The sequence below is a fragment of the Paenibacillus sp. JJ1683 genome, assembly GCF_053006485.1.
The window spans coordinates 2,611,008-2,627,420 of sequence record NZ_CM129820.1; the positions used below are offsets into that span (position 1 = coordinate 2,611,008).

General features: G+C 44.3%; 15 protein-coding genes. 10 read left to right on the forward strand and 5 right to left on the reverse strand.

The window, feature by feature from the left end:
- Positions 1 to 38: 38 nt before the first annotated feature.
- Positions 39 to 1,397 carry a sugar phosphate nucleotidyltransferase gene (locus ACUC6J_RS11325; protein WP_447250209.1) on the reverse strand — a complete coding sequence of 453 codons (1,359 nt, stop codon included), beginning with the start codon at positions 1,395 to 1,397 and terminating at the stop codon, positions 39 to 41.
- 69 nt (positions 1,398 to 1,466) lie between these two features.
- Positions 1,467 to 2,303 carry a DUF6492 family protein gene (locus ACUC6J_RS11330; RefSeq protein ID WP_016818958.1) on the reverse strand — a complete coding sequence of 279 codons (837 nt, stop codon included), beginning with the start codon at positions 2,301 to 2,303 and terminating at the stop codon, positions 1,467 to 1,469.
- A 209-nt stretch (positions 2,304 to 2,512) separates the two neighbouring features.
- Between ACUC6J_RS11330 and ACUC6J_RS11335 the strand changes: the two genes are divergently transcribed.
- The 3 genes from ACUC6J_RS11335 (at position 2,513) to ACUC6J_RS11345 (ending at position 5,639) form a co-directional block, all read left to right on the forward strand.
- On the forward strand, positions 2,513 to 3,394 hold the full coding sequence (locus tag ACUC6J_RS11335; protein WP_447250210.1) for a YheC/YheD family protein: 882 nt from the start codon (positions 2,513 to 2,515) through the stop codon (positions 3,392 to 3,394).
- Positions 3,395 to 3,588: 194 nt separating this feature from the next.
- Positions 3,589 to 4,614 carry a cupin domain-containing protein gene (locus ACUC6J_RS11340; RefSeq protein ID WP_447250211.1) on the forward strand — a complete coding sequence of 342 codons (1,026 nt, stop codon included), beginning with the start codon at positions 3,589 to 3,591 and terminating at the stop codon, positions 4,612 to 4,614.
- 245 nt (positions 4,615 to 4,859) lie between these two features.
- Positions 4,860 to 5,639 (forward strand): ABC transporter ATP-binding protein, encoded by a 780-nt coding sequence (locus ACUC6J_RS11345; RefSeq protein WP_025364788.1) that lies wholly within the window; start codon positions 4,860 to 4,862, stop codon positions 5,637 to 5,639.
- A gap of 16 nt (positions 5,640 to 5,655) precedes the next feature.
- Here the strand turns inward: ACUC6J_RS11345 and ACUC6J_RS11350 are convergent, their stop codons facing one another.
- Positions 5,656 to 6,582, reverse strand: a complete 927-nt coding sequence (locus ACUC6J_RS11350) for an AEC family transporter (protein ID WP_447250212.1) — start codon at positions 6,580 to 6,582, stop codon at positions 5,656 to 5,658.
- A 207-nt stretch (positions 6,583 to 6,789) separates the two neighbouring features.
- Positions 6,790 to 7,683, reverse strand: a complete 894-nt coding sequence (gene trhO, locus ACUC6J_RS11355; RefSeq protein ID WP_447250213.1) for an oxygen-dependent tRNA uridine(34) hydroxylase TrhO — start codon at positions 7,681 to 7,683, stop codon at positions 6,790 to 6,792.
- A gap of 210 nt (positions 7,684 to 7,893) precedes the next feature.
- On the opposite strand from trhO, the gene ACUC6J_RS11360 reads away from it, so the two are divergent.
- The 4 genes from ACUC6J_RS11360 to ACUC6J_RS11375 all read left to right on the forward strand — a co-directional run bounded on the left by ACUC6J_RS11360 (position 7,894) and on the right by ACUC6J_RS11375 (position 13,328).
- Entirely contained in the window at positions 7,894 to 9,183 is a 1,290-nt protein-coding gene (locus ACUC6J_RS11360; RefSeq protein ID WP_447250214.1) for a glycoside hydrolase family 27 protein, read from the forward strand.
- Between the two features lie 238 nt (positions 9,184 to 9,421).
- Complete coding sequence (locus ACUC6J_RS11365) at positions 9,422 to 10,465, forward strand: carbohydrate kinase family protein (protein WP_277376350.1); 1,044 nt, start codon at positions 9,422 to 9,424, stop codon at positions 10,463 to 10,465.
- 98 nt (positions 10,466 to 10,563) lie between these two features.
- Positions 10,564 to 11,259, forward strand: a complete 696-nt coding sequence (locus tag ACUC6J_RS11370; RefSeq protein ID WP_017428508.1) for an adenylate kinase — start codon at positions 10,564 to 10,566, stop codon at positions 11,257 to 11,259.
- A gap of 323 nt (positions 11,260 to 11,582) precedes the next feature.
- Positions 11,583 to 13,328, forward strand: coding sequence for a proline--tRNA ligase (locus ACUC6J_RS11375; RefSeq protein WP_447250215.1), 1,746 nt, complete (start codon positions 11,583 to 11,585; stop codon positions 13,326 to 13,328).
- Here ACUC6J_RS11375 and ACUC6J_RS11380 read toward each other — a convergent pair.
- Positions 13,325 to 14,089 (reverse strand): spermidine synthase, encoded by a 765-nt coding sequence (locus tag ACUC6J_RS11380; RefSeq protein WP_017428510.1) that lies wholly within the window; start codon positions 14,087 to 14,089, stop codon positions 13,325 to 13,327. The genes ACUC6J_RS11375 and ACUC6J_RS11380 overlap by 4 nt on opposite strands.
- A gap of 189 nt (positions 14,090 to 14,278) precedes the next feature.
- Here ACUC6J_RS11380 and ACUC6J_RS11385 point away from each other — a divergent pair, with 189 nt between their 5' ends.
- The 3 genes from ACUC6J_RS11385 (at position 14,279) to ACUC6J_RS11395 (ending at position 16,344) form a co-directional block, all read left to right on the forward strand.
- Complete coding sequence (locus tag ACUC6J_RS11385; protein WP_025364795.1) at positions 14,279 to 14,998, forward strand: YebC/PmpR family DNA-binding transcriptional regulator; 720 nt, start codon at positions 14,279 to 14,281, stop codon at positions 14,996 to 14,998.
- A gap of 169 nt (positions 14,999 to 15,167) precedes the next feature.
- Positions 15,168 to 15,752, forward strand: coding sequence for a TetR/AcrR family transcriptional regulator (locus ACUC6J_RS11390; RefSeq protein ID WP_447250216.1), 585 nt, complete (start codon positions 15,168 to 15,170; stop codon positions 15,750 to 15,752).
- 163 nt (positions 15,753 to 15,915) lie between these two features.
- Complete coding sequence (locus tag ACUC6J_RS11395) at positions 15,916 to 16,344, forward strand: nuclear transport factor 2 family protein (protein ID WP_447250217.1); 429 nt, start codon at positions 15,916 to 15,918, stop codon at positions 16,342 to 16,344.
- Positions 16,345 to 16,413 lie beyond the last annotated feature (69 nt).

Below are 16,413 nucleotides of genomic sequence, written 5' to 3' on the forward strand. Positions count from 1 at the left end.
ATGTGTGATCTTCGTGCAGAAATCGATCTGTTTAGATGTTATAACTCCGTGTTGCAGGAATCGGATTTATTGAAGGCGCTCACCAAACTGTTACCTAGGCGAACCTCGATTAGTTCCAGTTTTGAATCCAGATCGGCGCGGATCGTGTGATACGTATCGACCGGAATGCTAAATACAGAGCCGCTTGCCGCAGCAAAGCGTTCTCCGTTCAGCATAACCTCTCCCCGACCGGATACGATCGTCCATACTTTAAGTCCGCTGCCGTGAATACGTCCATTCAAGCGATGATCCGGCAACACCGTCAGTCGTATAGCTAATATGTCATTTGGACTTCGGTGCTCAAATTCGTCCAGCACCCGGTAACTGCCCCAAGAGGTTTCACCATGCATGGGGTGAAGTTGGAGTTTGCCTAGCTGTTCCTTGATCGCGTGGGCATGGCTTTTGGATGCAATGAGAATACCGTCAAGGCTTGCAGCAGCAATAATATCCTCCACACCAATGACATGAAGTGGATAGGGCAGCTCATTGACGATGTGTGTGCCGTGAGTTTGACCACTGATTTGTCCACGCCCGATCACTCGGCTTCCTAGCTGCTCTGTTAAGGTCTGCCAGTTGCCGATGTCGTGCCATTCGCCCTCGTAAGGCAGGACAACGGCCCGTTCAGTACGCTCCGCAATCTCCTCATCGAAACTGCGAACCGGGAGGGTATCATACATTGCGCACAGTTCTTTATCGTTCAGCGGCAATTGACTTTGCTCCATACAGGACAGCATATATCGTAACGTAAAAGCATAAATACCGCAGTTCCACAGTGCGCCTTGGTTAATAAGCTGCTGCGCCCCAGAGAGATCCGGCTTTTCAGTGAAGCGAGCAACTTGTGCATAAGCCGATTTCCCTTCCTGCCTCATTTGCAGACCCGGAACGACATAGCCATATTGGTCTGAGGCATGGGTAGGCCTTGTCCCAAGCATAGCTAGATCGGCTCCGCTCTCGAGCAATAGACCGGAGAGCGCTGCTATGCTGTGGAAGAAGTCGTCGCCTGCAAACATATCTGCTGGAGCAATACAGAGAACTTCATCCAGCCCCATGCCTCTTGTGTGAAAATAAGCAGCAGCGAGTGCAGCAGCTGTGAAGGTTCCCCGTTTAGCCGGCTCGCCAAGAACAGGCAGACGACCTTCTGTATGGCGAAAGGCTAGATTTACCTGACTCCGATGAGCCAGAAGCAGGGCAGAGGAATCTAGTCCGGCTAAGGTAAGCTGACGATACACCCGGCCGAGCATAGATTCCTGCTGCCCGTCAGGAGCGGGCAACAACCGGAGAAACAGCTTTGACCGAATATCATTGGATAATGGCCATAGCCGTTTTCCGGCACCACCGCATAACAATACGATGCGCACAGACGTTTCCTCCTTCAATGCAAATCCATTAGATTGCATCAACAATTGCGGGATTTTCTATTTTAGGAACTATTTCAATGAAGATTGAATCCTTGTTTGTGGAGCTAGCTGGTACACTTTGCGTTGATGAAAAGATAAGGAGCGGTAGCTTTGGGCATAGATATCCAATTGTTTTTGTGACAGCGAAGAAGCACGACTATGAAGCGCTTTATTTAATGACTTGCGCAAAATCATCCGAGAGGGCTGATTGCTGTATAGATAGTTGGCATACGTTTCATATTCGGAAAATCCAAACTGTTTTGTCCGGTCTATACTTTGAATAATGGCGTTGTACCAAGGTTTCCCATGCTTGGCCTCAATAACTTGCTTGAGCTGGGTGAGCCGTGTTTTTTCAAAAAGCATATAGTGAGTGACAAAGGACTTTGGTGAGGGAGCTTTAGCACCCATCAGCTTACGGTAAGTTCGAAAATACTCAGGTTGACTCCAGCTGCGATAGTAAAAAATTGTTTTTCCGTCTTTACGGAACGTATGTGGACGAATCAAAATGGTGTCCGCATCTATGACGAGAAAAAAAGACGATTTACTGATTTTGTCGCCATTCATTTTGAGCAATTGCTGATACAGCCAGCCTGAGCGATCCCAGCGCGTTGTTCCGTAATGAATATGCTTTTTAGTGATGGGCAACACCGTTTTTTCGTCTATAAATGTACACTTTTTGTTTGCACATAGACGGCGAAGTTTGGTGCTTTGCGGTGAAACGATATAGATGGTTGCAATTCGGTGCTGCACGTGACGGCGCAGACTGTCAATTACTAGTGGTAGTGTAGCCAGATCTTTTTCAATTGCGGGGATTAGAACATCGATTGAGAGGGAACCCTTCTGTAGCCCATCGGATTGCGCAGACATGTTATTCACTCCCTATATGTGTAAATATACGCTACCGGTATCTCATATTACTGTATGCCTGGACAGGCGCTTTCGACCGGGCAAGGCCAACTGTCTAATTCTGTGTAGAAGAGGGCGAATGGAGCTTCGAATGGGGTTTTGGCGCATACGATAGATTGATCTTTTTTAACAGGAGCGTTCTACCCTGAGAGTAGAGAGGAGAGGGGCAAGTGAATTCTTCACAAGCGCAGGCGTTGCGTAGCAAATGGCATAAAACCCAATTGTTGCTCCAGCATGGCAGTATCAAGCCTTTTGTACCTGAAACCCGTAAATACAGCAAAATAACTGTGAAATCAATGTTGGAGAAGTATGGAATGGTCTATGTAAAGCCTGATCGAGGTACCTTTGGCAAAGGTGTGATGAAAATCGAACAGGAGGCAGGTCAGCGCTTCGCCTACCAATATGAGGAAAAACGTCTGGAATTCAAACAGTTAGATGCACTGATTACCAGCCTATCGAAACACATGGGTAAAAAAAGTTATCTCATTCAAAAGGGAATTCATTTACTGCGCCATCAAAATCGTTATTTTGATATCCGGGTCATGGTGCAGCGTAATGCAAAAGGGACATGGGAATCTACCGGAATTATTGGACGCTTGGGTCATCCCCGTAAAATCGTGACCAATTATCATAGTGGTGGTAAGCCGATGGCCTTGGAACAGCTACTGAAATCCCATTTATCGCAAAGTAAGCAGGCTGAGCTGGTTAAGAAGCTCAATGAACTGGGGATTACCATTGCCACACAACTACAAAAAACATATCCGAATTTCCGGCAAATTGGTGTGGACATTGGATTGGATCATCGCTTTATCCCGTGGATCATTGAGGTGAACACGAAGCCAGACCCATATATTTTTAACCAATTGACAGATAAGTCTATGTACCGAAAAGTAATAAGCTATTGGCGACTGGCTAATGAAAAAAAGAAAGTTATAGTCCCAAGCAAGGATAAGAAGAATAACGACAAGAATAAAGATAAACATGCAAATAAAGTTGATCATACAAATAAAGAAACTAAATCAAATAAAGAAACTAAATCAAAAAAAGGATGAATTGTTTATGATTCATCCTTTTTCTCTTGCCTATTTACCCTAATCCTAACCGCGAGGGGGGCGATTCGGACATAGTTTGATGAAAAAAATGGACAAATTTGATCTCTTTAACATTAAAAGTATATAATATACCTGCACAGCATCAATAAGTGAATAAAGACATATGGGAAGAATGATTTTAAGGAGGAATCGCGATGAAATCATTTAAGTATGCTTTGGAGAAAAAGGAACCCAGAACCGGGCCAGGGGGTATCACACGTGGGGCTTCAGTCCATGATTTCCCTGTATCAGAAGGAATAGCAGGGGTTTCGATGCGTCTGGAGCCGGGTGGAATGCGCGAGCTTCACTGGCATGCCAATGCAGCTGAATGGGCCTATGTGATTAGCGGTTCCTGTCGGACAACTGTTAACCATCCAGACGGTACTTCCTATGTCGATATTTTTAACCCTGGTGATGTATGGTATTTCCCGCGTGGTTATGGTCACTCCATTCAAGGTCTTGGTCCTGGAGAGTGTCATTTTATCCTGATTTTCGATAATGGTGATTTTTCGGAGGACCATACGTTCAGCATTACTGATTTTATCGCTCAGACTCCCGCAGATGTTGTCATGCAGAATCTCGGATTTGCAGCCGACGAGCTCGCTCTTTTGCCAAAGAAGGAAGCTTATTTTGCAAAAGGGCCTGTCCCATCTATCGCATCTCATGATGCATATCCGCGCATTTCTTCTGATCTGATTACTAAACACCGCTATCCTTTAATGGCCAAACAGCCCAGATTGGCACCGGGTGGAGGGACTCAACGGACCGTTACAGTAGAAGATTTTCCTATTTCTTCGACGATGGCCGGATCTGTAATTGAACTGGAGCCGGGCGGATTGCGAGAAATGCACTGGCATCCCAATGCAGATGAATGGCAGTACTATTTGGACGGCAAAGCAGAAATGACTGTATTTCTGGCAGAAGGGAATGCAGTGACAGAGCAGTTTGAGGCCGGAGATGTAGGGTATGTACCTATGGGAGCCGGGCATTATATTAAAAATACCGGATCGGACGTATGCCGTATTTTGATTGGTTTTAACAGTGGTCATTACGAGGCCATTGATTTGAGTGAGTGGATGGCTGGCAACCCTGTTGATGTATTGGCAACGAATCTGAGCCTTCCTCGAGAAATAGCGCATAAACTACCTCATAAATCGGTCTTCATCGCTCCGAAATCTTAAATCTTAAATCTTAAAACAACTAAAATGCCCGCTTAGACTACCTTATTCCAAGTTAGCCTAAGCGGGCTATTGAACTTGATTCTATTTCTATTAGTTTTGTAGAAAGCAATATAGTGAATTTAAAATTGAACAACCTGCAACCCTGTGCTATTCTTATACGAAAGTGAAGATTAACGTAGCAAACGTGATATATTATTACGCCTAAAAACATCTGATGATACGATGTATAGAAGGGATGTACAGCCATGAATTCTGTCATTGAGCTTAACAATGTAAGCTGGAAGAGAGATAACCGTACCATACTGGATCAAATCAATTGGCAGGTATCTGAGGGAGAGCATTGGGCTGTACTCGGCTTGAATGGATCAGGCAAAACAACGATGCTCAATATGATTAATGGCTACATATGGCCAACCACAGGTAGTGTCAGTGTATTGGGTCATACTTTTGGGGATGTAGATCTGAGGGAATTGCGCAAATCTATTGGTTGGGTCAGTTCCTCTTTACAAGAAAGGATTAATGGAAGCCAGCGTACACAGGATGTCGTCATCAGCGGTAAATTTGCCTCCATTGGACTGTATGACCAGACGACGGATACAGATTATGAACAGGCCGTTCAGCTTATGAGCCAACTGGGCTGTGCTCATCTCGTCGATCGGTTGTATCAGGGATGCTCACAGGGAGAAAAGCAAAAAGTGCTTATTGCTCGCGCGTTAATGGCCTCGCCCAAGCTGTTGATTTTGGACGAGGCGTGCAACGGGTTGGATTTTTTCTCTAGAGAAGCATTATTGGATAGCGTTCGTCAGCTGTCCGAGACGCCGGGTTCTCCCAATTTATTGTATGTTACACACCATATTGAAGAAATTTTACCGATGTACACACATACGATTCTGATTCGCCGGGGTACGGTGTTTGCCAAAGGTAAAACGACTGATATCCTGAGCAGTGAAACGCTTAGTACTTTTTTTGAAACACCTGTGCAAGTAGACTGGAGACAGGATCGTGCATGGCTCTCTATGGTGTAGAGAGCCTTTTATCTGTCTAACCTGCTACCAGCATAATCAGAATGGGCAGAACCAGGAATGAGGCAAGCGTGCTCCACAAGATGCAGGTGGAGACCAGTTTTGGCGATGCATTAAATTTTTCGGCTAAAATGACTGCATTCACAGCCACTGGCATCGAGGCCAGAATGAAGAGAACGGAGAACAAAAGACCTGAAATTCCCAGTATCAGCATGGCAAGACAAGCCGCGAGCGGGGAAAGCAGAAGTCGGATTGTTAGTCCTGCGTAGCTGGCTTTTTTAATAGATGGCTCCAGCTTGAGTATTTTCACATAAGCCATTTGGGTACCCAGAATCGCCAGCACAACCGGAGAATAAGCAGCTGCAATCATTGAGACGGTCGATTGAATGCCGGAGGGCAGATGCCAATCCAGTGCTCGAAGTCCCAGTGCGAGAAGAGCCGCATAAATTGCAGGGAGAAAAAATACCGACTTCACGGCACTTTGAACAGAAAATTCAGAGCGGGCTGCAAAATAAACGCCAATAGTATTGACCATAATCATTTGGATGACGACATATACAGAGGCTTTATCCAGACCAAGCTGCCCAAAGGCAAGTAAAATGAGCGGCAACCCATAATTTGCACTATTGGTCAGTGTGGAAATTAAGGTGAGCCCAGCCGTTTCCGGTGCGCTCAGCCTAAAGATTTTCCCTGCTAATTGTGCAATTCCCCACAATAGCAGCAGGTTAAGTAATGAAAAAGCGGCTGTCTGTGTCACATCATGCCAGGAAAGCTGCGCTTTGAGCAGTGTGTCCAGAATCATGGCAGGACTTAAAAAATATAAGTACAAAGTCGAGAGCGGTTTTGTTTCCAGCTTCATGAATTTGCCGAGTAAAAATCCGGCAATCACCGGAATGGACAGCGGAACGATAACGGATAAAAGAGTTGAAAGTACGATTTGAATCATGAATTCCACCCATCCTTTCTGTAATGACATTTTCCATTATAAGGCGCTACTTTTGAGCCCGTCCAAGATGGATAAACAATTAAGGTTATAGGTATATACTATGAAGCTTAGCGCACTTATTCTGAGAACAACAAAAGGGATGCCCACAGCCATGTTGAACGGCTAGTAGGAACATCCCTTTTATGTGAAACCGAGTATTCTAATGGTTTAAGCAGAAGCCATGGTTTTTGTTTTGGTTCGGCATTCGTCAGAGCAATAGTGTTGATGCTGTTCTTCGCAGTCTGGACACACGATATGTTGGAGATTGCAGACCGGGCAGTTAATATAATGATCGTTTGGCGTTTCACAGTGATAGCATTGACCGACAATAACGTCTTCACCCGTATGGTTAATCCGAACCGAAATCCGTTCGTCAAACACATAGCATTTACCGTCAAACAAACGCCCTTGTACTTCAGGGTCCTTGCTGTAAGTCACAATGCCGCCATCCAACTGGCCTACATCGTCAAAGCCTTCTTTAATCAGCAGACCGGACAGCTTTTCGCAACGAATACCTCCAGTACAGTATGTCAGGATTTTTTTATCCTTAAATTGAGTCATATTATCGCGAATCCATTGTGGAAATTCACGGAACGATTCAACTTCGGGGCGAATGGCTCCGCGGAAATGACCGATGTCATATTCGTAGTCGTTACGACCGTCCAGAACCACGACATCTTCATGTTGAAGCTGTTCATAAAACTCCTTTGGTGACAGACGCTTGCCGCTAATTACATTAGGGTCCAGCTCGTCCTCATGACGTAGCGTAACCAGTTCCTGGCGATGACGTACAAATATTTTCTTGAACGCATGACCGTCAGATTCATCTATTTTAATAACGATATCGTGGAATTTCGGATTGGCGCGCAAATCACGGATATACTGCTCCGTTTGCTCTACTGTACCGGACAGTGTTCCGTTGATTCCTTCCTCAGCAATCAAGATTCTTCCCTTGACGCCCAGCTCTTTGCAGTAAGCCAGATGCTCTGCCGTAAAGGTGGCAGGATCTTCAATATTGACATATTTGTAAAACAACAAAATTCGATAAGCATGTTCACACATGTAAAATCACCCTCTGATTCAAGTCAAAGTTTTTTAACAAGCAAGTTTAAATGTACCACATTCTTTAAGTTAGTCAACATAAATGTATAAAAAGTGGAAATGGAAAAGATGACGAGCGACAAAAGTAAGGGGTTACATTATAATGGTATTGTGGGGTTGATGAGATTTGCGGTAACAGGTTGAGGCCTAACAGATGAAAGGATGAATTCAATGGAACATCTTTTGACAGCGCATACACCACCTATGGGATGGAATAGCTGGGATTGCTATGGCGCAGCAGTAAGGGAAGAGGAAGTACGGGGAAATGCTCAATATATAGCGGAGCACCTGAAGGAGTATGGATGGGAATATGTAGTGGTGGATATTCAATGGTATGAGTCGGGAGCAGTATCTTCACAGTACCGACCATTTGTTCCATTGGAAATGGATTCATTTTCACGTCTGATTCCAGCGGTGAATCGGTTCCCTTCGGCAGCAGACGGTCGTGGGTTCCATGCTCTTGCAGAATATGTGCATAGTTTGGGATTGAAATTCGGGATACATATTATGAGGGGCATCTCTAGACAGGCGGTTCATCAGGATACCCCGATTTTGGGAACTACAGCTACGGCCAGACAAATTGCACATCCTAACTCTATTTGTCCTTGGAACACAGATATGTATGGGGTAGATGCATCCAAGGAAGGCGCACAGGAGTATTATAATTCTTTGTTTGACCTGTATGCGGAATGGGGTGTCGATTTTGTCAAAGTAGATGACATTGCTGCATCACGTCTCTATGGTATTCATTTGGCGGAAATCGAATTGATTAAGCGGGCTATCGCCCAATGCGGACGTCCGATGGCGTTAAGTCTATCGCCTGGTCCCGCACCGCTGGAACATGCATCTGATTTAATCGCAAATGCGAATATGTGGCGTATGACTGATGATTTCTGGGATGTATGGCCTTTACTGCATGGTATGTTCGAGCGTTGCGAGAAATGGGCGGGACATGTAGGTCCAGGTCACTGGCCGGATTGCGACATGTTGCCACTGGGGCATCTGGGAATTCGTTCGGTAGATTCAGTAGATTCCGGCAGTCATGATCGTTGGACACGCTTTACGAAGGATGAGCAGCTGACGATGATGACCTTATGGAGCATTTTCCGGTCTCCACTGATGTTCGGAGGAGAACTGCGTGATAATGACGCATGGACACTTTCATTGCTGACGAACAAAGAAGTGCTCGATGTTCATCACAACGGTGTGAATGCGCGACAGGTCTACAGAAAGGATGAACATATCGTTTGGACTTCTCACAATGAGGAAGGTCACGTATATGCGGCTTTATTTAATGTTGGAGATGAAGCTTCAACAGTCCGTGTATCCCTACAGGAGCTTGGAATTGAAGGGCAGGCAAGTGCCAGAGACTTGTGGAACCATGTGGATTTAGGTGTTATAGTGCAGGAACTGTCCGCAGATTTACCCCCTCATGGAGCTGCTCTATTCTCTATAAAATAACAGGATGCTAGGAAGAAGGATCTAAGCTGCAAGTTCAGTTCTAGTCATCTTATCGTAAAGTGGAGGGTATCTTTACGATGAGGTGACTTTTTTAGCATGTGTAACTTTTTGATATTTTAACGGACTCGACATGATTCTTGGGAATTTGACATTTAGAACATGTTAGGTTTATAGAGTGCCTATTTCTGCACAAATTTAAATCATTCAAGCCGAATAGAGTCGAGAAAGGAGTCAAATGATGAAATTAAAAAAAATTCACAAAAATGAACAGGACGAGCCTTGGCCCTCTAGTGAACAAATACTGTGTATCGGAGGGGCAAATCTGGATCGTAAAATCATGGTTAAGGGTACATTTCAGCTTCACACCTCCAATCCGAGCAGCACTAGGCTGCAATCTTGCGGTGGGGTAGCACGGAATGTAGCTGAAAATTTAGGGAGGTTGAGCCGACGGGTCAGCCTGCTAACCGCAGTTGGAGATGATGCGGAAGGCGAATTTATCATCGAACAGTCTAGCCGTTACATGCATGTGATTCCTCTTCAAGTCAAAGGTGAGTCGTCAACTGGCGTTTATACTGCCTTGCTAAACGAGCATGGTGAGATGATTGTAGCGACAGCAGAAATGGAGATTTATGATCAGATTCGTCCTTCAGTAATTTTTGAAAATATTCCTTTAATCGCCTCGTCCCGACTTGTTCTGCTGGACACTAATTTCTCTATGAACGTAATAGCGGCCACCATACATGTCTGTCAGGAACATCAGGTTCCCCTTGTCGTTTCATCGGTGTCAGCTTCCAAGATGAGAAAGCTTCCCCGAAATTTGCATGGGGTGGAATGGCTAGTATGCCAACCGGAAGAGGCTGAAGCTTATTTGGGACTGGAACTTAAAGATGACCAGCAGATATTGGACGCAGCTCGAGTTTTTCACAAACTAGGGGTTCAAAATGTCATTATTATCTGCAGTGCTGAGCATGTGTTGTTTGCTTCTCAGGATGGAACTCATGGACAAATCCCTATCCCTCCAGTTCAACAGGTCATTGATGTCACAGGCGCAGATGACGCTTTTATTGCCGGGATGATTTATGGAATTACCCAAGGTTATCCTATGGAGCAAGTGTGCCAGTTTGGAATCAGTTGTGTCGACTTAACCATACAAACGGATCGGACAGTCTCAGACACCATTTCTGTGAATAAACTCCATTCTAGGTTCCAGGAGTTGTATGGCACACATTCGCAAAATTTTGTATTTTTTAAGGGTGTGTATTTTAAAAAGAAAAATACATAAGTAAAGAAGAGAACACTTAACCTACAACAGCGTGTATTTAGAGCTTCACAGATGTAATGATCTCAAATATTGAATGTATAAAAGGGGCAGGTTGTCTGATGGACAGTGTGAAATACGCTATTGTTTTTCTGCCGCTGTTTCTTCTTTATTTGCTTTTAAAGGGAGGGGCTTTGGCAGTAGGATTTCTATATCGACTGATTTATTCAACGCTAACCTTACGTGGGGAAGTGAGTGACGAGCTTCTAGCTGTGCAGCATGCTAAACGTATTATCGTAATCGGCTCACCGGGGAGCGGCAAGACTTTTTTGGCCAAACGACTGTCGATGTGGACTCATTTGCCGTATATTTCGTTGGATGATTTGTATTGGGGACCGGAGTGGAAGCGGAGCACAGACAAACAATTTCATAAACAGCTGGGTGAAGTCCTGCAAGGGGAAGAGTGGATTATCGAAGGGAATTATCATGAACGTTATTTTACCGAGCGACTCCAGCGTTCCGACACAATCATCGTAATGGATGTCAGCACGATTGAGGCGATATCAGGTGTTATCACGCGTTCGCTTAACCGTTTTTTATTTTCCAAGGAGCTACCCAAAGGAGTAGAGCAAGAAGCCGTTCGTATTTGGGATATTTCACCTCGGTTTGTCCGATTTGTTCTGGGTTTTCGCAGGCGTATCCGTCCTAAAATCTGGCCGCTCATTTTGCAATATGGTAATGAAAGGAATTTGATTATCTTAAAATCTAAATATCGTTCATGTCCTTGGCTGAGCCCAGATAGACAATTATCTCCTTGACTTGAATCTGCGTTTCGTGTAAAGTGGTGAAAATTGTAATATATAGGAATAGTGTAGACCAAGGATCAAAGGTTCAATTACCCGCTGTACAGAGAAGAAACCCATGGGCTGAAAGGTTTCTCGCCGCGAATGAACGTTTTCCTGCCTTGCGAGCTGTAGCGGTGCGTAAGATAAACCGTTACCGGCCAGATGCCGTTATCTGAAGAAGGACCGTCCCGAATATGGTTACGGTCAAATGAAGGGTGGTACCACGACACATTCGTCCCTGACGGATGTGTCTTTTTTGCGTACATTTTATCGTTCTTACAAGGAGGAAGCCACACATGCGCCAAAGCCAATTATTACTGACAACCTTGCGTGAAGCACCTGCAGAGGCCGAAGTGATTAGTCATCAGCTTATGCTGCGGGCAGGATTTATCCGCCAATTGGCGGCTGGAATGTATACCTATATGCCACTGGGCAGACGGGTACTCAGAAATGTGGAACAAATTGTACGAGATGAGATGGATCGTGCAGGAGCTGGAGAATTGCTGATGCCTGTATTACAGCCAACGGAACTGTGGCAAGAATCGGGGAGATACGATGTGTACGGTTCAGAGCTGATGCGTCTGCAAGATCGACATGATCGGGAGTTTGCATTAGGGCCTACACATGAAGAGGTCATTACGTCTTTAATACGAAATGAAGTGAATTCCTATCGGAAATTGCCTGTAACACTGTATCAAATTCAAACCAAGTTTCGGGATGAACGACGTCCTCGGTTTGGGTTGCTTCGCAGCAGAGAATTTTTGATGAAGGATGCCTATTCGTTTGATGCCAATTGGGAGGGACTAGATCACACTTATTGGGCCATGTTCCAGGCATATCAACGTATTTTCACCCGCTGCAGTCTGAATTTTCGCGCCGTCGAAGCAGATGCTGGTGCTATTGGTGGTGAAGGTGAAACCCACGAATTTATGGCGCTGGCTGATATAGGAGAGGATACCATAGTGGCGTGTACCTGCTGTGATTATGCTGCCAATCTTGAAAAGGCAGAGCCACGTTCTACGGGGAGCATAGGAATATCTTCTGTCTCCGATGAAAATGAACATGACAGCCATCCTTCTATCGATACAGATGAAATGGAAAAACTGTATACTCCAGGTCTGCGGACCATAGAACAACTGGTTGATACCCTTCACATAGAGCCCCAAGAAATCATCAAAACATTGATTTATATGGCTAACGATCAACCTATTGCTGTAGTTGTCAGGGGAGATCATGAGGTCAACGAAGTAAAAGTCAAACAAATTTTAGGTAGTGAAAAATTCGAAATAGCAAATGCAGACACCGTCACAAAGGTGACTGGAACCCCACCCGGGTCCATAGGCCCATGCGGCTTGACAATCCCTGTGTGGGTGGATTACGCCGTTGTTCAAATGTCCAGCGGTCTTGCAGGCGCGAACGAGCAGGACTACCATTATCGGCATGTGAATCCAAGGCGTGATATGGATCTTCGGCATGTGGCAGACTTGCGCAATGTTATAGAAGGGGATAGATGTCCTCGATGTGACGAAGGGAAATTGGAACTCCACCGTGGAATTGAGATTGGACACGTATTCAAACTGGGCACCAAGTACAGTGAGAAGCTAGGGGCGACCTTTCTAGATGCGTCCGGAACCGATCAAGCGATGATTATGGGCTGCTATGGTATTGGCATTTCCCGAATCCTGTCCGCCATTGTAGAGCAGAATCATGACCAGAACGGAATGATATGGCCCCACGCACTGGCTCCGTTTCAGGTTCATATCATTCCGATTTCAGTGAAATACAAGCTTCAGATGCAAATAGCCGAGGAGCTATACTGCCAACTACAGGATCGCGGTATAGAGGTTCTTCTAGATGATCGTGACGAACGTCCAGGAGTTAAATTTAAAGATTCAGATTTAGTAGGTATTCCCGTGCGCATCGTCGTTGGTAAAGATGCTGAACACGGAAAAGTAGAATTCGTAGAGCGAAGAAACAGCAACAAAGAGTCGATTCATATCCATGATGTAGAGAGAAGAATATTGAGTCTCATACAACACTAAGCATCTGTATCCCGCAGAATATGACCTTCTCCAAGTGTAATCTCATGAAAGTCCGCCATCTGACGTGCCTGAAAACGAATAGGCTTGTCTCGACCTATCATAATGATATTTTGAATGTCGGCAACGCCTTCCGATGGTAGAGAGAATGTTGTGACATAGGCGAATTCTTCACGCAACGTTGTGTGAATGGCATGGACTAGATGATCGTGTTCACTTTTGCCCATTACATTCATAATTAGCGATCCTTCGGAATCCAGCTTTTCTTTAGCCATCTTGAAAAATTCCCAGGATACTAAATGCAAGGGTGTACCCTGCTCCGTGAAGGCGTCCAATATAATATAGTCAAAAGCATCCGGGGCCTCCTTCTCCAGGATGCGACGTCCATCGCCAATAGTCACATTGTTCTGGTCGTACCCAAAGAATGTTCGGCTGAATTCTACCACTTGCGAATCCAGCTCGGCAATCTTAAAACGTTTATCTGTAAAGTGACCCGCAATCGTGCCTATACCATGCCCGATAACAAACACGTCTTCAAATGACGGATCGTTCAGCTCCATAAGATGGATGATTGCTCTGGGATATTCGAACAGAATGCGTTGCGGATGATTCAAATCTAGCGCACCTTGGACAGCCGCATTTGAAAATTCCATCACACGAAATAACCCCTTTTCACCATATAGCTCCGTGGTTTCATATACCGTGATTTCATGGTTATTGCTCAACTTTTTATATAAGACATCCAAGTGAATAATCTCCTTCAAGTCAGACTTCCTCCTCATCTTAGACATTCATAGGATTGTTGTCCATAGATGAGGAGGATTGTAGGCAGAATTGTTTATTTTTCCATAACGGAGTGTTTGAACTTGTTCGTATGTCCTTTAGGAGATATAATATACAAGGATATAATGAAGTTCGTTGTGTATATTCATACAGGAAGAGAGCGGGATATTATGGGACGTAAGTGGAATAACATTAAAGAAAAGAAGGCATCCAAGGATGCTAATACGAGTCGTATATATGCTAAATTTGGCGTGGAAATTTATGTGGCAGCCAAACAGGGCGAGCCTGATCCTGAATCCAATCGGGTCCTAAGAGTCGTGTTAGAACGTGCAAAAACGTACAATGTACCGAAAGCGATCATTGACCGTGCTATTGAAAAAGCAAAAGGTGCTGGCGATGAAAACTACGTAGAGCTTCGTTATGAAGGTTTCGGACCGAACGGTTCCATGGTCATTGTAGATGCACTGACGAATAACGTGAACCGTACAGCATCGGATGTGCGTTCTGCTTTTACTAAAAATGGCGGTAGCCTGGGCGTGAGCGGATCTGTAGCCTATATGTTTGATTCAACAGCAGTTATTGGTCTGGTGGGTAAAACTCCAGATGAAGTGCTGGAGCTGTTGATGGAGGCAGATGTCGAGGTTCGTGACATCATCGAAGAAGATGAAGCTGTCATCGTATATGCAGAACCTGATCAATTCCATGCTGTTCAGGAAGCTTTCAAGCAGGCAGGAGTAACGGAGTTTACCGTTGCCGAGCTCACCATGCTTGCGCAAAATGATATTACTCTTCCAGAAGATGCACAGGCTCAATTTGATAAATTGATTGATGCATTAGAAGATTTGGAGGATGTTCAGCAGGTTTACCATAACGTAGACTCTGAGGAATAGTCGGATTGCATCATTTACACCTGAGCGTTTGGATAAAATAAACATTCCTAAACCATCGTATTTCGGTACGATGGTTTTTTGTGAATAAAATTATATAAAATCAATTTTATTTTCTTGACTGATCAGTCTGTGAAAATTATAATCATAAGCAAGGAGGTGAACATGAGGTTTGGGAAGAGCTAAAGAATTTGATACTGAAAGTGTTCTGCGAAAAGCTATGGCTGTATTTGGAGAGCATGGCTATGAGGGAACTTCTCTGACCATTTTACTGGATCAGCTGGGTATAGCGCGGCAGAGTCTTTATGATACCTACGGCACGAAATATGATTTGTTTTTTTCGGCTATTCAGCTGTACATAAGTGACAAAACCGAAGCCGTAGTACATCTGCTCAGTCAACCTGGGAGCATTAAGGATGCAATAGCGATGATTTTTAATGAATCTGTTAGAGTCTTGATGGATAAGAGGCTGTCGAAGGAATGCTTTATTATGAACAGTGCTATTGAACAGGCTCCGCATCATCATGAGATCAAAGCTTTTATTACTGAAAACACTGAAAAGCTTGAACTTGCTTTTTACAACGCCCTAGTCCGCGCCCAAAGTGAGGGGGAGATTCATGCTACGGAATCTGAACTGTTGTCAATAGCCAGATTTCTAAATCATGCCCGACTATCGCTGACATTTACCGCCAAGACAGGCGCAAGCCCTGAGGTGCTTAGAGATGTTGTGCGTACGACGCTGTCGATTTTGGAGTGATCTTTATGAACGCTTAATAGCGTTTATTTTTTGAATATTCTAGACCAATTAGTCAAATTTTTTTTGAGTATTATAGACTGATCAATCTAGAATTCTTATGTTTAATTTCTGTCTTGAATTTGTTTTAAGCAGGAACTAAAAATAATTATGCGAGGTGTCTACCATGACAATCAATCCGAATACCGACAAAGCAAAACAGCAAGCGCAAGCAGTCATGCATAAATTTATGAGCAACATGTTAGAAGAAAATATGGAGCAATGGATTTCATTATTTGATGATCACGCTGTTTTCGAGTTCCCTTATGCGCCTAAGCATTTTGCACAAATGCTTCAAGGCAAAGCAGCGATTTACGAGTATATTAAGGAATTTCCTAATATGCTTCGGATTCAGGATTTCTCTTCACCAATTATCCATACGACAACGGACCCGGATTTATTCGTGGCCGAATTTGCCTGTGAGGCGCAGGCTGTGAGCACAGGTAAACCGTATAATCAAACCTACATTTCTGTTATTAAGTTGAAGAACGGAAAAATTACTCACTACAAAGATTACTGGAACCCTTTGGTAGCTCTTGAAGCCTTGAAATCATGAATGAAAGAGTTCAAGCCTCATGGAGATATGAAAATCTAGACTAAGATAAAAAATTTAAATAGGAGTTGA